The 19,517-nt window shown below is 48.6% G+C and carries 21 protein-coding genes; 11 read left to right on the forward strand and 10 right to left on the reverse strand.

Going from position 1 to position 19,517, the window contains the following annotated elements; genetic code table 11:
- The first annotated feature begins 90 nt into the window (after window positions 1-90).
- The 3 genes from P8H32_RS05865 to P8H32_RS05875 all read left to right on the forward strand — a co-directional run bounded on the left by P8H32_RS05865 (window position 91) and on the right by P8H32_RS05875 (window position 2,194).
- A complete protein-coding gene (locus tag P8H32_RS05865; RefSeq protein ID WP_301088722.1) occupies window positions 91-945 on the forward strand; it encodes an SDR family oxidoreductase in 855 nt (284 codons plus the stop codon).
- A 71-nt stretch (window positions 946-1,016) separates the two neighbouring features.
- A complete protein-coding gene (locus P8H32_RS05870; RefSeq protein ID WP_301088723.1) occupies window positions 1,017-1,820 on the forward strand; it encodes a transporter substrate-binding domain-containing protein in 804 nt (267 codons plus the stop codon).
- Between the two features lie 2 nt (window positions 1,821-1,822).
- A complete protein-coding gene (locus P8H32_RS05875; RefSeq protein WP_297293062.1) occupies window positions 1,823-2,194 on the forward strand; it encodes a hypothetical protein in 372 nt (123 codons plus the stop codon).
- Window positions 2,195-2,326: 132 nt separating this feature from the next.
- On the opposite strand, the gene P8H32_RS05880 is transcribed toward P8H32_RS05875, so the two are convergent.
- The 5 genes from P8H32_RS05880 to P8H32_RS05900 all read right to left on the reverse strand — a co-directional run bounded on the left by P8H32_RS05880 (window position 2,327) and on the right by P8H32_RS05900 (window position 7,168).
- The gene (locus P8H32_RS05880; protein ID WP_297293061.1) at window positions 2,327-2,710 is read right to left on the reverse strand and encodes a RidA family protein; all 384 of its coding nucleotides are present in this window, start codon (window positions 2,708-2,710) and stop codon (window positions 2,327-2,329) included.
- A gap of 60 nt (window positions 2,711-2,770) precedes the next feature.
- A complete protein-coding gene (gene spoT / locus P8H32_RS05885; RefSeq protein WP_301088799.1) occupies window positions 2,771-4,897 on the reverse strand; it encodes a bifunctional GTP diphosphokinase/guanosine-3',5'-bis pyrophosphate 3'-pyrophosphohydrolase in 2,127 nt (708 codons plus the stop codon).
- A 220-nt stretch (window positions 4,898-5,117) separates the two neighbouring features.
- Complete coding sequence (gene rpoZ, locus P8H32_RS05890; protein ID WP_297293059.1) at window positions 5,118-5,393, reverse strand: DNA-directed RNA polymerase subunit omega; 276 nt, start codon at window positions 5,391-5,393, stop codon at window positions 5,118-5,120.
- Between the two features lie 228 nt (window positions 5,394-5,621).
- Window positions 5,622-6,254 (reverse strand): guanylate kinase, encoded by a 633-nt coding sequence (gene gmk / locus P8H32_RS05895; RefSeq protein ID WP_297293058.1) that lies wholly within the window; start codon window positions 6,252-6,254, stop codon window positions 5,622-5,624.
- Between the two features lie 44 nt (window positions 6,255-6,298).
- Window positions 6,299-7,168, reverse strand: a complete 870-nt coding sequence (locus tag P8H32_RS05900) for a YicC/YloC family endoribonuclease (RefSeq protein ID WP_301088726.1) — start codon at window positions 7,166-7,168, stop codon at window positions 6,299-6,301.
- A gap of 129 nt (window positions 7,169-7,297) precedes the next feature.
- Here P8H32_RS05900 and rph point away from each other — a divergent pair, with 129 nt between their 5' ends.
- Window positions 7,298-8,017, forward strand: a complete 720-nt coding sequence (gene rph / locus P8H32_RS05905; protein ID WP_297293056.1) for a ribonuclease PH — start codon at window positions 7,298-7,300, stop codon at window positions 8,015-8,017.
- A gap of 376 nt (window positions 8,018-8,393) precedes the next feature.
- Here rph and P8H32_RS05910 read toward each other — a convergent pair whose 3' ends face one another.
- Window positions 8,394-9,167, reverse strand: a complete 774-nt coding sequence (locus P8H32_RS05910) for an exodeoxyribonuclease III (RefSeq protein WP_301088728.1) — start codon at window positions 9,165-9,167, stop codon at window positions 8,394-8,396.
- Window positions 9,168-9,468: 301 nt separating this feature from the next.
- On the opposite strand from P8H32_RS05910, the gene pyrE reads away from it, so the two are divergent.
- Window positions 9,469-10,110, forward strand: coding sequence for an orotate phosphoribosyltransferase (pyrE, locus tag P8H32_RS05915; RefSeq protein ID WP_297291627.1), 642 nt, complete (start codon window positions 9,469-9,471; stop codon window positions 10,108-10,110).
- Between the two features lie 57 nt (window positions 10,111-10,167).
- Window positions 10,168-10,875: a hypothetical protein gene (locus tag P8H32_RS05920; RefSeq protein ID WP_297291626.1), complete on the forward strand. Its 708-nt coding sequence runs from the start codon at window positions 10,168-10,170 to the stop codon at window positions 10,873-10,875.
- Window positions 10,876-10,942: 67 nt separating this feature from the next.
- Here P8H32_RS05920 and slmA read toward each other — a convergent pair whose 3' ends face one another.
- The 4 genes from slmA to coaBC form a co-directional block, all read right to left on the reverse strand.
- Window positions 10,943-11,581 (reverse strand): nucleoid occlusion factor SlmA, encoded by a 639-nt coding sequence (slmA, locus tag P8H32_RS05925; protein WP_301088729.1) that lies wholly within the window; start codon window positions 11,579-11,581, stop codon window positions 10,943-10,945.
- 335 nt (window positions 11,582-11,916) lie between these two features.
- Window positions 11,917-12,819: an acetylglutamate kinase gene (gene argB, locus P8H32_RS05930; RefSeq protein WP_297291624.1), complete on the reverse strand. Its 903-nt coding sequence runs from the start codon at window positions 12,817-12,819 to the stop codon at window positions 11,917-11,919.
- 31 nt (window positions 12,820-12,850) lie between these two features.
- Window positions 12,851-15,337, reverse strand: a complete 2,487-nt coding sequence (locus P8H32_RS05935) for a phosphomannomutase/phosphoglucomutase (protein ID WP_297291623.1) — start codon at window positions 15,335-15,337, stop codon at window positions 12,851-12,853.
- A 111-nt stretch (window positions 15,338-15,448) separates the two neighbouring features.
- Entirely contained in the window at window positions 15,449-16,657 is a 1,209-nt protein-coding gene (gene coaBC, locus P8H32_RS05940) for a bifunctional phosphopantothenoylcysteine decarboxylase/phosphopantothenate--cysteine ligase CoaBC (RefSeq protein WP_301088731.1), read from the reverse strand.
- 105 nt (window positions 16,658-16,762) lie between these two features.
- Between coaBC and radC the strand changes: the two genes are divergently transcribed.
- The 5 genes from radC to P8H32_RS05965 all read left to right on the forward strand — a co-directional run bounded on the left by radC (window position 16,763) and on the right by P8H32_RS05965 (window position 19,474).
- The gene (radC, locus tag P8H32_RS05945; protein WP_297291621.1) at window positions 16,763-17,437 is read left to right on the forward strand and encodes a DNA repair protein RadC; all 675 of its coding nucleotides are present in this window, start codon (window positions 16,763-16,765) and stop codon (window positions 17,435-17,437) included.
- A 159-nt stretch (window positions 17,438-17,596) separates the two neighbouring features.
- Window positions 17,597-17,833, forward strand: coding sequence for a 50S ribosomal protein L28 (gene rpmB / locus P8H32_RS05950; protein WP_297291620.1), 237 nt, complete (start codon window positions 17,597-17,599; stop codon window positions 17,831-17,833).
- 10 nt (window positions 17,834-17,843) lie between these two features.
- Window positions 17,844-18,011: a 50S ribosomal protein L33 gene (gene rpmG / locus P8H32_RS05955; RefSeq protein ID WP_085758309.1), complete on the forward strand. Its 168-nt coding sequence runs from the start codon at window positions 17,844-17,846 to the stop codon at window positions 18,009-18,011.
- 128 nt (window positions 18,012-18,139) lie between these two features.
- Window positions 18,140-18,955 (forward strand): bifunctional DNA-formamidopyrimidine glycosylase/DNA-(apurinic or apyrimidinic site) lyase, encoded by an 816-nt coding sequence (mutM, locus tag P8H32_RS05960; protein ID WP_297291619.1) that lies wholly within the window; start codon window positions 18,140-18,142, stop codon window positions 18,953-18,955.
- Between the two features lie 168 nt (window positions 18,956-19,123).
- Complete coding sequence (locus P8H32_RS05965) at window positions 19,124-19,474, forward strand: hypothetical protein (protein ID WP_297291618.1); 351 nt, start codon at window positions 19,124-19,126, stop codon at window positions 19,472-19,474.
- The last annotated feature ends 43 nt before the right edge of the window (window positions 19,475-19,517 follow it).

Consider the following 19,517-nt stretch of genomic DNA (forward strand, 5'->3'; position numbering starts at 1 on the left):
TACTATCATAGAATTTATTGATGAACTTGTAGGGTGGAATATAATCCACCCTACGGTGTTTGGTGAGCAACATTTCAGCGGGAGAGGGTTTTGTCGGCTAGCAATATTTTGATTGTCGGTTGTGGTGATATTGGTATCCCGCTGGGCTTGCAGCTGGCGGGTAAAGGCCATGCCGTATGGGGCCTGCGTCGCAGCGGCCAATTACCGGAGCCGATCACTACGCTAAACGCCGATGTGACGAATGCGGCTTCGCTAGCCTGTCTGGCTGGGCTGCGCTTTGACTATGTGGTTGTGACCCTAACACCCGGTGAGTTTAGCGACCAGCGTTATCAGGCAGTCTATGTTGAAGGCCTGGCCAATGTGCTTGCTGCTTTAAATAACCCCGGTGCTGTTAAGCGATTATTGTTTGTATCCAGCACCAGTGTTTACCATCAAGGTGATGGCCAATGGGTTGATGAAACCAGTGCCACTGAACCTGGCTCTTTTTCCGGTAGGCGTTTATTAGAGGCGGAGCGGATCGCTGCCGATAGTATTATGCCTCACTGTGTGATTCGATTCGCCGGTATTTATGGCCCCGGCAGGCGTCGTTTAATTGAGCAGGTAAAGGCCGGGCAGGGCTGCCCGCCATCGCCGCCGTTAATGACCAACCGTATTCACCGGGACGACTGTGTAGGATTTTTGGCACATTTAATTCTGCTGGATAGCCAACAGCAGGCTATGGAGAACTGTTATATCGGTGTAGATAGCGAGCCGGTGGCTCTGTGGGAGGTTAAAACCTGGCTTGCCCAGCAGTTGGGTATTGATTCCAAGACCCTTGATACTAGCGGCACCACCCGCCGCAATAGTAAACGATGCAGCAATGCTCGTTTATTGGCCACAGGTTATCATTTGCGTTATCGCGGTTATCAACAAGGTTATGGAGAATTACTCAGAGAAGAGGAATAAATGGCTTGTTGCTGCGAGCAAAAAGGCCAATAATCTTAGCTGATTGTAAAACGTTAATTCAAGGAGCGATTATGTACCATTTGATTAGAACGCTGGTATTACTTTCAGTCATACTTTTTTCATTTAACCTCACTGCGGCTGAACAGCCACGTAGTTTGCAGCAAGTGCTCGACAGCGGTGAGCTCCGTGTCGGCGTTGCGCTTTTCTCACCTTGGGTGATGCGTGCAAAAGACGGCCAATTGGTAGGTTCCGAGGTTGATATGGCTCGTCGTCTGGCGGCTGATATGGGGATTAAAGCCCAGATCGGTTTATATGAGTGGGCCCAGCTAATTCCTACTCTGGAAAAAGGCGAGATCGATATCATTATTTCAGGTATGGGCATTAAGCCGAGTCGTGCTTTGCGGGTAAATTTTAGCCGCCCCTACGGCGATGCCGGTATTGGTCTGGCCGCCAATACCAAACTGACTAAAGATATTAAAAGTATCAATGAATTAAAGCAGCCAAATATCAATATTGGTGTAGTGGGTGAAACGGTTTCGGCTTCTGTGGCCCAGCGCATGTTTTCAAAAACCAAAATAAAAACTTATAGCACACAACAAAAACTGGTAAGCGCTGTGCTGAAAGGTGAAATACACGCGATGATTGCTGCCAACCCATTGCCGAAATTTGTAGCCCTGCAAAATACTGACAAAGTCGATATCCCTCTGGTAAAACCACTGCTGGCTTTTAAAGAAGGTATGGCCATCAATAAAGGCGATGCTGATTTTCTAAACTTTATTAATTCATGGGTGGTGGCTCGTACTGCCGATGCATGGATTCCAAGCACCAGACACTACTGGCTTGAAACTCTCGAATGGCAGGAACAGGTGAATTAATAATGAAGCCTATGAAAAGGAATACTTCGTCACCCTATAGTTTTCAACGCATTGTTCTGCTTATGATTACGGCATTAACCGTAGGCAGCCTTTTTGCGCAAAAGCTCAGTAAAGATGATTTACTGGAAGATAAAGAATATCGCAGTGATATAGAAGAAGTCGTGGTAGTGGGTTCTGAACCCGAATGGCGCAAGAATATGGATAAGCAGGAAGAGTGGCGCCCCGAGCGATTTAAGTTGTCGGATAATCCGTCACTCCGTTCGCGAGTGGAATGGTTTCCTGAGTACACCAAGGAAGAGCGGGATAATTACCAGGGTGTTCGCGATCGTACGGGTGAGAATCCTGAGTTTCAGATCTTTAAAATGAAATTCTAATATGTCATTCCAAAAAAAACCCGTCATTCCCGCGAAGGCGGGAATCCAGACTGCATGCTTATGCTGTTATTTCCGCTAAAGCGGAAATCTACAGTGCTGGATTCCCGCCTTCGCGGGAATGACGGGTTAAATTTATACAGACAAAATTACTTCCACTTCTATCGCCGATCCTTTAGGCAGTGCCGCCACTTGAACGCAGGCCCTTGCCGGAAATGGCTGTTGAAATACATTTGCCATCACTTCATTAACATCCACAAAATCCCCAAGATCTATCAGTGAAATATTTACTTTAACCGCATCATCCAAACTACCGCCCGCTGCTGCCGCTACGGCGGCTAAATTATCAAAGACTTGTTTAGCCTGTGCTTTTATATCACCTGTTACCAGCTCCATAGTCTCAGGGATTAAAGGAATTTGTCCGGATAAATAAACTGTATCACCTACCTTTACGGCTTGTGAATAGGGGCCAATGGCTTGAGGAGCCTTGCTGGTTGCAATGATTTCTTTTTTACTCACAAAATTATCCTTATGCAGTGGGGCTTATAGTAGGGCTTATATAGCAGTGTTTATATAGTATTAATGTTTAGCGCGGGTAACTTTTACAACTTCTTTGATACGGCGAATATGTTTCATAATCCGCGCCAGGTGAATACGGGAATGCACGCCTACTACAACATTGACGCTATTGAGTCTGGGGCCTTCTTCCTCGACGCTTATTTTTTCAATATTAGCGTCCAGACTATTTATCTTGGTAGCTAACACAGCAATGATGCCGCGGCTTTTTTCCAATTCAACTTTTAGCTCAACGGAAAATTCGCCTTCAACTTCATCGTCCCAGCGTAGGGGGACGGACCGCTCGGGGTTGTTTCTAAAATCCTGGCTGTTATGACAGTTGTCGGTATGAACAACAATGCCTCGCTCTGAACTGATAAAACCTACAATAGAATCGCCGGGTATTGGGTAACAACAATGGGCAAAATTAACCTGGAAGCCTTCACTGCCGCGAATAAGCAACGGTGAATGGGTGGCATTTCCCGGATGGTTGGTTTTGCCTTCATCGTCGGTCTCGGCCAGTAATTGGTGGGCAGTTAAGAACGAGACACGATTACCCATGCCAATATCTTCTAACACTTCATTAAAGGTTTTCATGCCGGTATCACTTAGCAGTAATTCTTTTTGCTGTTCATTGAGTTGGTCGATACCAGAGCCCAGTTCCGTCAACGCTTTTTCCAGGAGCCTTCTACCCAATGCTACCGATTCATTGGTTAACTGGTTTTTCAGAAAGTGGCGAATATTGGTGCGAGCTTTTCCGGTGACAACAAAGTTAAGCCAGGCCGGGTTGGGTTGCGCGGCGGAGGAGGTAATAATTTCTATGGTTTGGCCGCTTTGCAGTTTTTCTGAAAGGGGCGCCAGACGCCGGTTAATTCTGCTTGCCACACAACTATTGCCGACATCGGTGTGCACAGCATAAGCAAAGTCAACGGCAGTAGAACCCTGTGGCAGTTCCATAATTTTTCCCTTGGGAGAAAAAACATAAACTTCATCAGGGAATAAATCGATTTTTACACTTTCAATAAATTCTAAAGAGTCACCCGCGCGCTGCTGCATTTCAAGCAAACCCTGTAGCCATTGCCTGGCCCGTGTATGGCTGCCATTAAGTGGTTTTCCTTCATTGGTTTTATATAACCAATGTGCGGCGATACCATGATTGGCCATTTCTTCCATTTCGTGGGTGCGGATTTGAATTTCAATAGGCACGCCGTGCATACCAAACAAAACCGTATGCAAAGATTGGTAGCCGTTAGACTTTGGAATAGCAATATAATCTTTAAACTGGCCTGGCACTGGTTTGTACAAACTGTGAATACAGCCCAAAACCCGATAACAGGTATCTACGCTGTCCACCACAATACGAAAGGCGTAGATATCCATAATTTCAGAAAAGGATTTTCTCTTGCCGCGCATTTTTTGGTAAATACTATAAAGGTGTTTTTCCCGGCCAACGACTGCGGCCTCATGGCCTTCCCGTTCTAAACAGGCTTCTATGGACTCTTCAATCTGTTGAATAATTTCTTTGCGGTTACCGCGGGCAGATTTAACCGCTGCCTGAATGCGGGTAGAACGCATTGGGTTTAGGGTGGCAAAACCCAGGTCTTCAAATTCAACGCGAATATTGTGCATGCCTAAACGCTGGGCAATCGGGGCGTACATATCCAGGGTTTCTTTGGCAATACGGCGACGCTTTTCCGGTTTCAGGACACCGAGTGTGCGCATATTGTGTAGGCGGTCAGCCAGCTTAACCAGGATAACGCGAATATCTTTGGCCATGGCCAAGGCCATTTTTTGGAAGTTTTCTGCCTGCGCTTCCGCTCGAGTTTGGTCTTCCATGCGGGTTAGCTTGCTGACGCCATCCACCAGGTCGGCCACGGAGTCGCCAAATTGTTCACCCAGGGCTTCTTTGCTGATGCTGGTGTCTTCTATAACATCATGCAGCATGGCCGCCATTAAGCTTTGGTGGTCCATATGCATATCAGCCAGAATACCAGCGACGGCAAGGGGGTGAGTGACATAAGGCTCGCCGCTGCGCCGCCGCTGCCCCTCGTGGGCTTGTTCGGCATAGTAGTAAGCGCGTTTAACCAGTTTGACCTGGACCGGTGAGAGATAGCTTTGCAGGGCATTACCTAGTGCATCGATGTTTTCCACTTCTTCGCGGTTATCGCGTTGCTGAAAGAAGCTGTATTGTTGCATGTAGTGATTTGCTCTTGTTTGGCTGTCGGTGTTTTGAGGTTGTATTAAGGGTATAAAGAATTTATACCACGACTTTCATCCCACGCAAAGGTTTGCGCAAAATGGCAGGCATGAAAAAGGCCGGGTTGATTTAATCACCCGGCCTTTTTGGATTTTTTAATGCTCAGTCGTTCTATTAGAACGATGGCGGTGTTTCAGGATTGATCTCCATGTCCATATCTAACATGATTTCTTCAGGCTCTTCTTCCTTCGGATTCATGATTTCAGCGGGGGAGATCATTTCATCAGCAATTTCGCGCAGGGCGATAACCGTTGGTTTGTCAGACTCTTCGGCAACCAGAGGCTCTTTGCCACCGGTAGCCAGTGCGCGGGCGCGCTTGCTTGCAACCATCACTAATTCAAAGCGGTTATCAACTTTATCCAGACAATCTTCAACAGTAATACGGGCCATGGTGTTTCTCGTTTCAGTTTTTGGGTATTTCGACGGATCTGGCTTGAATGCAGGGTCGATCAAAATGGCCGCGCATTGTAGCAAAGATAGTGTATCAAAAACAATCTACCGGCTATATTTACGTCATTCCCGCGAAGGCGGGAATCCAGTGCTGTAGATTTCCGCTTTAGCGGAAATAACAGCATAAGCATGCAGTCTGGATTCCCGCCTTCGCGGGAATGACGGCGGTTAGCTTAATAAATCCTTTAAAAGGTCCTGATGTCGCTGTTTCTGGGGCTCTAAGGCTAATCGGGAGCTACGCAGTATCGCCTGTAAGTCTGCCAGTGCGGTATTAAAGTCGTCATTAATCACCAGGAAATCCCCCTGTTCATAGTGGGACATCTCGCTAACGGCTTCGGCCATGCGCTTATCAATCACCGCTTTGTCGTCCTGGCCACGATTGGTTAGACGTTCCCGCAGCGTCGCTTGGGAGGGAGGCATAATAAAGATAGCCAGCGTTTCCGGCATCAGCTTTTTGATCTGCTGGGCGCCTTGCCAGTCAATTTCCAGAATGACGTCATCCCCTGCATTGAGTGTTTGCTCTACCCACTCTCTTGAGGTGCCGTAGTAGTTGCCAAAAACCTCGGCATGTTCCAAAAAGGCTTGCTCTGTCAGCATGGACTTAAAGGCATCATGGCTAACAAAGTGGTAGTTAACACCATCTTGCTCACCGGGGCGCATGGCGCGGGTGGTGTGCGATACTGAGACCCTGACCTGTTGGGTGGAATCGATCAAGGCACTGACCAGGCTGGTTTTGCCGGCGCCGGATGGTGCAGAGATGGTGTAGAGCTTTGCTCTGGTGGTTTGTTCAGAGACTGACATTCAGGACTTTCCTCGGGGCGAATCGGCTGCAGTGATTATTGTGGTTATTCTATATTTTGTATCTGTTCGCGCATTTGCTCAATCAGTACTTTTAGCTCAACCGCCGCTTGTGTGGTATCGGTGACAATGGATTTTGATGATAGCGTATTCGCTTCCCGGTTTAATTCCTGCATCAGGAAGTCCAGGCGTCGGCCGCAGGCACCGCCTTTGTTCAATACTCTTCTTACTTCTATAAGGTGAGCATCCAGCCGGTCCAGTTCCTCATCGACGTCGGCTTTCTGGGCTAGAATAACCATTTCCTGTTCCAGGCGGTCTTCATTGAGCTCAGTCTTTAGCTCTTGCAATCGTTCTTGCAGTTTCTGGCGCTGGGCTTGAAGGATTTTCGGCAGTTGCTGTTTAACGGCGGCGGTAATATCACCAATGGTATCCAGACGCTGTTCGATAAACAGTTTTAAGGCCGCACCCTCTCTCTCGCGGCTTTCAACCAGTTGCTCCAGGGTAACCTGGAATAAGGCCAGCGCTTGCTCGCACATTAAATCGCTGTCGGTCTCGGGCTCGGACATAATGCCGGGCCACTGCAGCAATTGCAGGGGGTTGAGTGCTGAAGGTTCATTGAGTTGCTGCTGCACGCTTTCGCCGGCGCTAATCAATTGTGTTAGAAGCTCAGTATTGATCGACAGTTGGCTGGAGCCGCCCCCAGCTTGAAATTGTACCCGCAAGCTGCATTCAACCTTGCCGCGGCTCAGGGTTTTGCGCAGCCTTTCCCGCAGGTCGTTTTCCAGTCGGCGCATGGACTCCGGGAGTTTGAAGCTGGGCTCTAAATAGCGGTGGTTAACTGAGCGAATTTCCCATATCAGTGAGCCCCAGTCGTGTTGCGAAGCCTGGCGGGCAAAGGCGGTCATGCTGCGAATCATAGTGATGCTTACCTGCTGAGAAATAAGGGGAGTTATTCTAGCTTGATTGGCGCTCCGCGTCATAGCGTTCATGTGTATAATGCCGGCTCTTTTGTGTTTAACTTTTTAGTGAGTATTTCAGGACCCCCTATGAACAGACCCAGTGGCCGTAGTAACGATCAGCTTCGCGAAGTGACAATCACCCGTAATTTTACCTGTCACGCAGAAGGTTCGGTGTTGGTGACTTTTGGTAATACCAAGGTTATTTGTACAGCTTCGGTTGATGCGGGGGTGCCGAGATTCCTCAGGGGGCAGGGCCAGGGTTGGATAACAGCGGAGTATGGCATGTTACCTCGCTCCACCGGCAGTCGTATGGGTCGTGAAGCCGCAAGGGGCAAACAGGGTGGGCGCACTGTAGAGATTCAGCGTTTGATTGGCCGCTCACTTCGAGCCGCTGTTGATTTAACGGCCCTGGGTGAAAACTCTATTACCATTGATTGCGATGTTATCCAGGCGGATGGCGGTACTCGCACGGCCTCTATTACCGGTGCTTGTGTGGCTTTGGTGGATGCTATTCGCTATATGAATGCAGAGGGAATGATTGAAGGTAATCCTTTAAAACAAATGACGGCTGCGGTCTCTGTAGGTGTGTATGAAGGGGAGGCGGTGCTGGATTTGGATTACCCTGAAGACTCCAATGCGGAAACTGATATGAATGTCATTATGACTGAAAAGGGTGGATTTATTGAGGTACAGGGCACTGCTGAAGGCGAGCCTTATACCCGTGCGGAGCTGGATAGCATGCTGGCTTTGGCTGAGAAAGGGATTTACGAGTTAATTGATTTGCAGAAGGCTGCGCTGGCTGTTTAGCCACTGTCATTCCCGCCTTCGCGCATTGCTGCCTGGGGTAAATATCTTTTGGGTTTGGTGCTGGTGGTTTTTTTGGTTAGGGGCGCCAAGGTATTGGGTGGGGGTTGCGGAATGGTCCTGTGGCCCTCCGGGCTACCCTTAGCCAGTTTTGAGCCTTAAAGCGCTTCGCTGTCTCAAAACTGTCACGGCACTGGCCCCGACTCCTCAGCGGGGCCATTTAACACCCCCCAAGCCTGCAGAGTAGCCACCAAAAACAAGTCTCCCCATTGATTAATACTACTTTGCACTGCTATTGCGCCCTTTGGTGCAATGAGGCCATATGTATCCCGGACAGCATAAGCATGCAGGCTGGATTCCCGCCTTCGCGGGAATGACATTACGACTGCATTTCGTAGTCGTAATCCATAATCAACGGCGCATGGCTTGAGAAGGTCTGGTTTTTGTAGATAGCGCCGTACTCAATCACCGCCCTAAAACCCTCGGATACAATCTGGTGATCAACCCGCCAGCCATCTTTGCTGCGATCGCCATTCGGCCACCAGGTAAATTCGTCGCTGTCAGTATTGATCTCACGGAAAGCATCCGCGTAACCCAATTCACCCAATAGCTGGTCCATCCATTGCTGTTCTTCTGGCAAGGCCCCGGACATATCCCGGTTAGCCTGGCTGTCTTGCAGGTCGGCCTGGGTGTGCGTCATATTCCAGTTACCGCAAATAACAAACTCACGACGCTTGTTGCGCACTTTGCTTAAATGGTTTTGGAATAGCTCAAAAAATTGTTTTTTATGCGCCTTAGCGGCATCGTCAGCCTTATAGGCACTGGGTGCCAGCAGGCAACCTATGCTGATATCCTGGAAGTCGGCCTGGATATAACGCCCCTCCATATCGTAGTCGGCAAAGCCTAGCCCAGTCATAATCGCTTTGGGCATTTCCTTACAATAAATAGCAACGCCGTTAGAGTCTTTCTCTACAGCATCAAAGAAATAGGGGTTGTAGCCTTGTGGCCAGAAGGTGTCAGCTTGCAGGTCATATTCCTGTGCCTTCAGGTTTTGAATGCAAATAAAATCTGCATCCTGATCCAACACCCATTCGTAGAAGCCCTCTTTGGCTGCTTCTCGAATGCCGTCTGCGCAAAAACTAATGATTCTCATGGTCGCCTCATTACAATGGACAGCGTATGATACCGAGCCTGGAAAAAATGATAGCCAGCAATCTCTGGTGAAAGCCGGAACGGTTCTCTGGTTTTTTAGAGCACAGAGTTGGAGTTATCCGCTAACTGACCAGCTGTAGGGGGGTATCGATGCCAAGTCGCTGTTTTGCTATCATTTTTGTAACAGCATGGCCGCTAAGGTATAAGTTTAGAAACTCCTTGCTAGTAAAGCCAGCAAATTTTTCTTTTTTAAGCGTGACCAGCAACCTAAATACCGATTGATTAACCTATTGAGACACTACATGCATTCTTATCAGCAACAATTTATTGAACTGGCGATTGCCAAAAATGCGTTAAAATTTGGTGAGTTCACCTTGAAATCTGGCCGCGTTAGCCCCTACTTTTTTAATGCCGGGCTATTTTCTAACGGTGCTGCTCTGGCGCTGCTGGCGCGCTGTTATGCCAATGCGATTATTGAGTCTGGTGTCGAATTTGATGTGTTATTTGGACCTGCCTATAAAGGCATACCGTTGGCCGCAGCTACAGCTACGGCATTGGCCGACCATTTTGACCGCGATGTACCCTTTGCCTATAACCGCAAAGAAGCCAAAACGCACGGTGAGGGAGGGACTATTGTCGGTGACCCTTTGCAGGGCAAAATCCTGATTATTGATGATGTGATTACCGCGGGTACTGCGGTGCGTGAAGTGATGACGATGATTACCGATAATGGCGCAGAGCCTGCCGGTGTAGTGATTGGCCTGAACCGCCAGGAGCGTGGCAAGGGCGAACTCTCGGCTATCCAGGAGGTCGAAAAAGACTTTGCCATCCCGGTTATCAATATCGTCGATTTGGGCCAGATCATTGATTATTTACGTAATCAGCCTGATCAGGGGGACAATGTTGCTAAAATTGAAGCCTATCGCCGGCAATATGGTGTATAAATCTCCTATAATCTGTTGCATAGGTTTTTTAGAAAAATAGGGACCACTAAACGTAAAATGGACTCAATACTCAATCATAAAATCTGTTATCGGCTACCTGTTGTTGGCTTCTTGCTCTGTAGCCTGTTGCTAACTTCCGGCTTAACACTGGCGGCTTCTGGTCAGTTATATCGCTATATCAATGATAAGGGTGTTCCGGTGATAGATGATAATATGCCACCGGAGTTTGTGGCCCGGGGCTATGACATTATCAGCCCGGATGGCTCGTTGATTCGCAGGGTGCCCAGGCAGCTGAGTGAAGAAGAGCTGAAGCTGCGCAATACCGATGAATCCCGCGCCAGATTAAAGGAAGAAGAAGATAAGCGCTTGCAAGCCTGGGATAAGTCGCTGATGCTTCGCTACAGTGGCCTCGATGATATTGAAGCGGCGCAGCAGCGCGCCATGCGCGATTTGAAAATTCGCATCAGCATTCTTAAAAGCAACCTGGTCTCGATTAAATCCCAAATAGAGCGTGAGCAGCAAAGGGCAGCCGATATTGAGCGTCGTGGCGCTACAGTCCCCGAGAACTTAAGTAAGAATATCAATACCTTAAGGTTGGAAATCGAAGATACCGAGCAATCTATAGTGGTTCGCAATGTTGAGATAGAGGCGGTTAAAGCTGCCTATCAGCGCGATATGGATCGCTTTAAAACCTTATTGAATCGCGTTGAAATGCGACGCCAGCATTCCCAGCCCGTAAAGTCTAATCGGCCTGATTATTACTGATTTCTGTTTGTTGTCATTCCCGCCTACGCGGGAATGACAGAGGCGGGGGTATATGTTGAAAAGAAGTTTAACCGTTCTGGTAGCTAGCCTGGGCTAAAGGTGCGGTGGCGTTGCCCGCCGTTTGTTTGAAAAACCCATCCATAATCACTGGCCATTGGTCTTGCCAATTCTCTGTAGGCTTGCGCTTAAATTCACTGCGAACAAACTGGCAAATACGTCCTTCTACGGTAGCCATTAGTAAATTGGCGGCAATGGCCACTGGCATCGTCGGGCGAATACCTTCCTGAATTTCCGCTTCCCGCAGGGCTTGCTTTAGCTGGGTTTCATAACGATCAAAAAACTGTACCACCCTGGCTCTTAGTCGGTCGGTTTCCCCGGCTAATGCATCGCCGGTGAGAATACGAGTAATACCAGGATTGCGCTCAGTAAAAGCGAGTAGCAGGCCAAGGATTTTTTCACAGCGGGCTATGGCTCGATCTTCTTCTTTGAGGATCATACTCACACGGGTGAATATGGTGTCTTCAATAAATTCGATAAGGCCTTCAAACATTTTGGATTTGCTGGGGAAGTGTCGGTAAAGTGCCGCTTCAGAAACGCCAACTTCTTTAGCCAGGCGAGCGGTAGTTATACGTTCGCCGGGACTGACCTCCAACATATGGGCCAGTGCTTGGAGAATTTGTTCTCGGCGGGACACTTTTTTAGTCATGATAATCTTAAGCTTGGAAGTTAGTCGTGCTAACTGTAACTGTAAACAGGATGATAACTACTATGTGTAACATCAGTTACAGATACAAGTAACACTTTTCGTTTAGGTACTTTCAACGACGAGTATCAATTACAGGTCAATGACAGTACCACTAAACTACCAGTGGTTGTTTTTGTAATGATGGTCAATCCTATCGATTACCAGCTAAAGCTGCAATAAGAATCAACAAAAGAAGTGAACTTTCTGAAGATTTTTTTTCAAAAAAAAACGCAAAAAAATTCACCGGTGGAATATTTTTTGCGTTTTTTATGTGTGTTATTTTGCGCTGTGTGAGCCTATAGGCTGCGATTAGTGATCAATGTGCCGACACCTTCATCGGTAAATATTTCCAATAAAACCGCATGGGGAACGCGACCATCAATAATATGGGAGCTGGTTACACCGGCTTTGACTGCGTCCTGGGCGCAGCGTATTTTTGGTAGCATGCCACCATAAATAGTGCCATCGGCAATTAAATCATCTACCTGTTGGGTGCTCATTCCAGTTAATACTGCCCCTTGTTTATCCAGCAGGCCGGCAACATTGGTTAGCAGCATCAACTTTTCTGCCTGTAAAACCTCGGCAATTTTACCGGCTACCAGGTCTGCATTAATGTTGTAAGAGCTGCCATCCCTGCCTACACCAATCGGCGCAATAACCGGGATAAAATTACTATTAATCAACATATCCAGCACGCTGGTATCAATAGACTCAACCTCACCTACATGGCCAATATCAATAATTTCCGGGGCGGTCATTTCAGGTGTTTGTTGGGTAACACTCATTTTTTTAGCGTGAATTAAATCACCGTCTTTACCGGTAATACCCACAGCTTTTCCGCCATTATGGTTGAGCAAGTTAACAATTTCTTTGTTAACGCTGCCCCCCAATACCATTTCAACAACGTCCATGGTTTGGCTATCCGTAACACGCATGCCGTCGACAAAGCGTGACTCAATATTGAGCTGTTCCAGTAAACGGCCAATTTGCGGGCCGCCACCATGAACCACGATAGGGTTCATGCCCACCAGTTTCATTAGCACAATATCCCGTGCAAACTGCTCTTTTAGGTGGTCGTCAGTCATGGCGTTGCCACCAAATTTCACCACAATGGTTTTATTGGTGAAACGTTGTATGTAGGGCAGCGCCTCAGTCAATACGTTAGCGACATTACCGGCGGCATCGCGGCTTAGGGACATAGGTGTTCCTTAAAAGTAGGTAAAAGTGTTATTAGAAACCAAACTGCAGGCTGTTATCAATGCCATGTAGCTGATCTTTAAACTGTGATTGTATCCTGGCCATGGCTTGTTCCGTATCCGCTTCGAAGCGAAGAATCAGCATGGGTGTGGTATTGGACGCCCTGACCAGCCCCCAGCCATCGGGAAAATCTACCCGCAGGCCATCGAGGGTTGAGATTTTACCCTCATCGAATTGAGCGCTGTTAACCAGTTGCTCAATAATCGCAAATTTTTGCGACTCGGTGGTGGTAACTTTCAATTCCGGTGAACCAAAGCTTTCAGGGAAGGCTTGCAGTTGTAAGTCGAGGTCAGGGTCTGTGGTACTTAGGATTTCAATTAAGCGTGCGGCGGCATACATGCCGTCATCAAAACCAAACCAGCGCTCTTTAAAGAAGATATGACCACTGAACTCACCGCCTAGCAGGGCGCCGGTTTCTGCCATTTTTTCCTTCATAAAGGAGTGGCCAGTTTTCCACATAATGGGGCGGCCGCCATAGTTGCTAATCAGGGTATTAAGGTTGCGCGTGCATTTCACATCGAATAACACATCAGCACCGGGGTTACGTGAAACCACATCTTGCGCCAGTAGCATTAACAGACGATCTGCTGGTACGGATTGACCTGACGCGGTCACCACCCCTAGTCGGTCGCCATCGCCGTCAAAGGCTATACCCAGGTCGGCCTGTTGCTCTTGCACCACATTTTTCAAATCTGCCAGATTCGCTTCAACAGAGGGGTCTGGATGATGGTTCGGGAAGTTACCATCAACTTCACAGTATAGGGGTATAACCTCGCAACCAAGCTCCTCAAACAAGCGAGGTGCAATTGCCCCGGCTACGCCGTTGCCGGCATCAAGGACTATTTTCAGGGGCTGGGCGATGGCGATATCATTAATAATGTAATCGATATAACTCTGCTCGATCTCCTGCGCCTGATATTGGCCTGCGCCTGTAACCAGGTTTTTGGTAATGACTCGGTCTTTTAATGCGCTAATCGCTGCTCCAGACAGGGCTTTACCATCAATTACAATCTTAATACCGTTGTACTCCGGCGGGTTGTGGCTGCCGGTAATCATAACGCCACTTTGAGTACCCAGCTGGTGAGTCGCAAAATACATCAGCGGGGTTGGTTGGGTGCCGATATCAATCACATCGCGGCCACTGTCCGTCAGGCCTTTAACCAGGGCATCGCGGATGGTTGGTGAACTATGGCGACCATCCGCCGCGACGATAACCTTTTGTTGACCCCGGTCCAGTGCTTCACTGCCTATAGCCAGGCCGATGGCGTAAACCACCTCATCGGTCAACTCGGTATCCGCCAGTCCCCTGATATCGTAGGCTCGGAAAATATCTTCCGGCAGGGTCTCAGGGATGACGGGGTCGTTACTGTCTTCTATTTCATCGAGCTCCAGCAGGGGTTCTTCCTCGGCAACCGGTGCCGCAGTCGCGGCAGCTTTCGGTGATGCTGGAACGGTTGCTGGGACACTGGCCAGCTTTTCAGTGAGCTGCTCTGCTGCGTTACTAAAGCCCGGCAGTGTAAAGTCAGATTTGTTTTTGGTTTTGGCCTTGAGCAATGCCGCTAAATTTTCGGCCAGTGTTTTTTGCAGGGTGATCAGTAAATTACCGGCGGCTATCAAAGTAACGATTAATGCAATCCCCATAATGAGCCACAGGGAATTAGCGCTATGGCCACTTTTAGCTACCAGCTCCGGCGAGGGTGAAAAGGTCAATTGCCATTGTGAGACCAAAGCATCAGCGGTTACTTGATAATTGCTTTCGCCAGCCATGCCAACGGAGGCTATCAGGTGCTGCTTATTTTTAAACTGCTGGATTAGTTGGGTTTGCCCCAGGCTATTATCGAGTTGCCCCAGCAAATCTCGTAAATATTGATCACTCAGGGTGACTAAAAGCGCGGCACTGGCATAGTTTTTACTGTTAGATTTAACCGGCTCTGCCAAAGAAAATAACCACTTGCCTTCATACTGGTAAGCTTCTGGCTCAACATTGTTACCGTTGCTGACATGGCGCAATAAATCCAGCTCAATATTATTGCGCAGCTCCCGGCTTTCCTTATTCAGTGATGCAATGCCCAGCGGGCCAAGTTCGATCAGTTTAACGCTGGTTGCTTCAGGAAAAGCGCGGCTTAATTCTTGACGGTAACGGGCAATGCTGACGTCATCCCTTGAATCCAGGGCGGCATGCAGTTGCTCGGAAAGGGCAATACTGGATAAGCGCAACCTGAGTTGGTTGAGGGCCTGGTCTAATAATGAGACCTGGCTATCCACTAGGCTTTGGGATTGTGATTCTATGCTGGCCTGGCTAATCATCGGCCGCTCGATCAACGCTACATAGCTAAAGGCCGCAGCAATCACAATAACGCTGAGAGTTGCACTGCTAATCAGGGTGCTTAGTAATTTATTCTGCGGCTTGCGGTTAGTATGTTCTGCCGATTTTTTGCTACTCTTTCTAGTCTTTGCCATTGCGTCCGTGGTTGCTCAATGAGTTGTAGTGTTGTCGGTGGAAACGATTCACTTAGTTTAGTGTTTTTTGGATAATTTGCTGGGAAATTACCCGGCAATGCCCCGGTTTTGTTAAGTGGCTTGGTTCTCTTTGTAAGACTGTGATATTTCCTTGAGTAAACAACGACTTAATTGTTGTTTGGACGCCGTGGGCAAGGCCTTTTCTCCCTTGTTCCAAATGACCGTAACGGCATTGTTGTCGCTGTTAAAGCCAATCTCGGCATTCGAGACATCATTGGCGATAATCAAATCCAGGTTTTTCTTCACAAGCTTGCCTTTGGCATAGCTAACAACATCCTGTGTTTCAGCGGCAAAGCCGACGGTAAAGGGCCGCTGCTTATGGCTGGCTACGGCGCTGATAATATCGGGGTTGCGTACCAGTTCAATGGACATGGTATCGACTGACTTTTTAATTTTCTGCTTCACGCTGGTGGCTGGGCGGTAGTCGGCAACAGCGGCGGCACCGATAAATATATCGCACTTGGCCAGGCTATCCAGTGTTGCCCGATGCATTTGTTCTGCACTTTCTACATCAATACGCTGAGCTCTGTCGGGGGTAGCCAGGGATACCGGGCCGGCGATCAGGGTAACGGAGGCTCCGGCTTCAATAGCAGCCTGTGCTAATGCAAAGCCCATTTTGCCGGAGCTGTGATTGCTGATGTAGCGTACCGGGTCGATAGCCTCCCGGGTGGGGCCGGCTGTAATCACGACATTTATCCCATCGAGCTCACGGGATTGAAACTGGTCGGCGGTCATTTCTGCCAGTGTGGCGGCTTCCAGCATACGTCCGGGGCCAATATCCCCGCAGGCTTGTGAGCCATCGCCGGGACCAAAAATAGCGACCTGCCTGTCAATCAGTGTTTGCAAGTTGGCTTGGGTCGAGCTGTCACGCCACATAGCCTGATTCATAGCCGGTGCAATGGCAATGCCGGCATCGGTTGCCAAACAGAGGGTGGTCAACAGGTCATCGGCCTGCCCGGAGGCCAGCCTGGCCATAAAATCTGCACTGGCGGGAGCTACTACGACCAAATCAGCCCAGCGGGCTAACTCGATATGGCCCATAGCAGCTTCAGCTTCGGTATCCAGTAGATCATAGTGAACAGGGTTGCCGGATAGTGCCTGTAGCGTTAGCGGGGTAATAAATTCCTGTGCCCCTTTAGTCATAACGACTCTCACTTCAGCACCAAAGTCCTGCAGGCGACGGATTAACTCGGCAGCTTTATAGGCAGCAATACCGCCGGTGACTCCCAGCAATATCTGTTTGTTGTTAAGTTGTTGCATATTTTTGTCGGTGCACTCTCGGCAAATCAGGACAGAGATTGTAAGATATGTGTTCTCTCTAGGATAGGGAGAACAACACTTTCCCCCAACTTCAAGGACGATATTATGGCTATTACTGATTGGCCCAGCGCCGAACGACCTCGTGAAAAACTGATTAAGCAAGGCCCCGCGGCCTTATCCGATGCTGAGTTACTGGCTATTTTCCTGCGTACGGGAACACCGGGACTCACCGCAGTAGATTTAGCACGCCTGCTAATCAAGCAATATGGCAGCCTTAGGGAACTGCTGGATGCAGATTTAGCCCGCTTCTGTGAGGGCTGCGGTTTGGGTGAAGCCAAATACACCCAGTTGCAGGCAGTGCTGGAAATGTCCCGGCGGCATATGTATGAGCAGCTGGTCAGGGGCGATGGGCTGACCAACCCGCGCTTGACCCGCCAGTACTTGGAGAGTTGTTTGAAGGGCAAGCCCCAGGAGCAGTTCTGTTGTCTGTTTATGGACAGCCAGCACCGGGTTATCGTTTTTGAAACCTTATTTTATGGCACGATTGACGGCGCCAGTGTTTATCCACGAGAGGTGGTGAGACGCTGTTTGCACCACCATGCCGCTGCGGTCATATTGGCCCACAATCACCCCAGTGGTGTGGCTGAACCCAGCCAGGCAGATATGCGTATTACTCGTATCCTGGTCGATGCCCTAAAGTTGGTTGATATCAGGGTGCTGGATCATTTTGTGGTTGGCGATGGTGAAGTAGTCTCTTTTGCGGAAAGAGGGCTTATTTGAGCCAATTTTTTGCGCTTTTTCCAAGTTTAAGTTGCGATCACATAGGTGTTCTGGTATAAAGTCGCGCTCCGTTGGGGGAGGTGCTCTCGGATAAGTTGGGCGCCATGCTTTACACCCCACAAACAGTTTTTTATTAATTAGTCTTGGAAGGGACGAATCATGTCCAGAGTATGTCAGGTTACCGGCAAACGCCCAGTAACAGGAAACAATGTTTCCCACGCAAAAAACCGCACGCGTCGTCGTTTTTTGCCCAACTTACATCGTCATCGTTTTTGGGTAGAAAGTGAAAATCGCTTTGTTTCTCTTCGTGTATCTGCAAAAGGTATGCGTATCATTGATAAAAAGGGTATCGACGTCGTTTTAGCTGACTGTCGTTCTCGTGGCGAGAAGGTATAAGGAGTAGATCATGGCTAAAAGCGCACGCGATAAGATCAAATTGGTTTCTACTGCTGGTACAGGTCACTTCTACACCACAGACAAAAACAAACGCAACACCCCTGACAAGATGGTATTTAAAAAATACGATCCTGTTGTGCGTAAGCACGTTGAATATAAAGAATCTAAAATCAAGTAATTGATGGCAGGTTCTAAAATAGCCCGACTTAGTTCGGGCTTTTTTGTGCCCATAGTATTGTCATTCCCGCGAAGGCGGGATCCCAGAGACACTAGACTCCCGCGTTCGCGGGAATGACGGTTAGGTCCATGCCTGAATTACCCGAAGTAGAAACCACTCGACGAGGTATAGAGCCTCATCTTCAAGGGCGCACTATCAAGAAGCTGGTAGTGCGCCAGCCCAGCCTACGCTGGCCGGTACCGGATAACTTGCCCCGCCTGATGAAAGGTAAAGTTATTCAATCCGTTGAGCGGCGGGCAAAATATATCCTGCTTAAATTATCCAACGGTAGCGCTATTCTCCATCTGGGTATGTCAGGCAGTTTACGAATTATCGAAGCCGATGAGCCTCCTATGGCTCATGATCATGTCGATATGATGCTGGATAGTGGCCAGGCTTTGCGCTTTACCGACCCGCGCCGTTTTGGCTGCCTGCTATGGCAGGGGGTTAAAGAAGACACCCATAAATTGCTAGCATCCCTGGGCCCTGAGCCGCTATCGGACCAATTTGACGGCGAACGTTTGTTTCAGTTATCTCGCGGGCGCAAATCAGCGGTTAAGACCTTTATTATGGATAATAAAAATGTGGTCGGCGTAGGGAATATTTATGCCAACGAGGCCTTATTTGCCGCCGGTATCAGGCCAGACCGTGCGGCGGGCAAAATATCCAAACAGCGCTATTTGCTCCTGGCCGATGAAATTAAGATAGTTTTAGCCAAAGCTATAGAGCAGGGCGGCACCACCCTGCGGGACTTTGTTGGAGGTGATGGCAAGCCGGGTTATTTTAAGCAGCAGCTTAAAGTTTATGGCCGAGGTGAGGAGCTCTGCCTGGTTTGTAAGGGGGAGTTAACCGAAATTCGCCTTGGCCAGCGCAGTACGGTTTATTGTCGTCGCTGCCAGCGCTAAAGCCTGGCCGTGTGCAAATTCACAGATTAGGGAGTTTTTTCGTTGCTGTTCGGGACGAAACTGGGATTTAAGTCTATGATTACTTGCAATATGGGTGTAACTGATTATCCCCAATAGAGTTTTGGTTATATCAAGAAGGCTTTAGAGAGATTTACGGAGAGAAAGAGCATGTGGAAAATGATGCAAAAAGTGGCTGACAAACTGACTCGCGCTGGCTTAGTGCTTAGCATGGCAATGGTATTGTTATTCCCCCAGCTGGGTTATACCCAGGCGGTAGAAGAAGAGCCGTCAGCACTGGCCATGGCTGGAGATTTAGTGATTGCCAGACCATTATTACTAGTTGCCACGGTTGTTGGTACCGCCTTTTATGTTGTTAGCCTGCCGTTCTCATTGGCTGGCGGTAATGCCATTGAAGCTGGAGAAACACTGGTCGTTGGCCCCGCCAAATCAACTTTTGTACGCTGTCTGGGCTGTACCCGTTCGGGTTACAAGAAAGACGTCGTTGCTTACGAAGACTAATTTCAGTTCAAAAAAAACGGCCTATTGGGTAACCAGTAGGTCG

This window comes from Oceanicoccus sp. (genome assembly GCF_029238675.1).
Lineage (GTDB): Bacteria > Pseudomonadota > Gammaproteobacteria > Pseudomonadales > Dasaniaceae > Oceanicoccus.

Excerpts from the sequence above, each read along its gene's own strand:
- slmA (WP_301088729.1), bottom strand. The coding sequence starts at position 11,581 with ATGACTAAAAAAGTGTCCCGCCGAGAACAAATTCTCCAAGCACTGGCC.
- P8H32_RS05870 (WP_301088723.1), top strand. The coding sequence starts at position 1,017 with ATGTACCATTTGATTAGAACGCTGGTATTACTTTCAGTCATACTTTTT.
- P8H32_RS05900 (WP_301088726.1), bottom strand. The coding sequence starts at position 7,168 with ATGATTCGCAGCATGACCGCCTTTGCCCGCCAGGCTTCGCAACACGAC.
- coaBC (WP_301088731.1), bottom strand. The coding sequence starts at position 16,657 with ATGCAACAACTTAACAACAAACAGATATTGCTGGGAGTCACCGGCGGT.
- P8H32_RS05935 (WP_297291623.1), bottom strand. The coding sequence starts at position 15,337 with ATGGCAAAGACTAGAAAGAGTAGCAAAAAATCGGCAGAACATACTAAC.
- P8H32_RS05875 (WP_297293062.1), top strand. The coding sequence starts at position 1,823 with ATGAAGCCTATGAAAAGGAATACTTCGTCACCCTATAGTTTTCAACGC.
- rpmB (WP_297291620.1), top strand. The coding sequence starts at position 17,597 with ATGTCCAGAGTATGTCAGGTTACCGGCAAACGCCCAGTAACAGGAAAC.
- radC (WP_297291621.1), top strand. The coding sequence starts at position 16,763 with ATGGCTATTACTGATTGGCCCAGCGCCGAACGACCTCGTGAAAAACTG.
- mutM (WP_297291619.1), top strand. The coding sequence starts at position 18,140 with ATGCCTGAATTACCCGAAGTAGAAACCACTCGACGAGGTATAGAGCCT.
- rpoZ (WP_297293059.1), bottom strand. The coding sequence starts at position 5,393 with ATGGCCCGTATTACTGTTGAAGATTGTCTGGATAAAGTTGATAACCGC.
- rph (WP_297293056.1), top strand. The coding sequence starts at position 7,298 with ATGAACAGACCCAGTGGCCGTAGTAACGATCAGCTTCGCGAAGTGACA.
- argB (WP_297291624.1), bottom strand. The coding sequence starts at position 12,819 with ATGTCCCTAAGCCGCGATGCCGCCGGTAATGTCGCTAACGTATTGACT.
- pyrE (WP_297291627.1), top strand. The coding sequence starts at position 9,469 with ATGCATTCTTATCAGCAACAATTTATTGAACTGGCGATTGCCAAAAAT.
- P8H32_RS05910 (WP_301088728.1), bottom strand. The coding sequence starts at position 9,167 with ATGAGAATCATTAGTTTTTGCGCAGACGGCATTCGAGAAGCAGCCAAA.
- P8H32_RS05920 (WP_297291626.1), top strand. The coding sequence starts at position 10,168 with ATGGACTCAATACTCAATCATAAAATCTGTTATCGGCTACCTGTTGTT.
- rpmG (WP_085758309.1), top strand. The coding sequence starts at position 17,844 with ATGGCTAAAAGCGCACGCGATAAGATCAAATTGGTTTCTACTGCTGGT.
- P8H32_RS05965 (WP_297291618.1), top strand. The coding sequence starts at position 19,124 with ATGTGGAAAATGATGCAAAAAGTGGCTGACAAACTGACTCGCGCTGGC.
- gmk (WP_297293058.1), bottom strand. The coding sequence starts at position 6,254 with ATGTCAGTCTCTGAACAAACCACCAGAGCAAAGCTCTACACCATCTCT.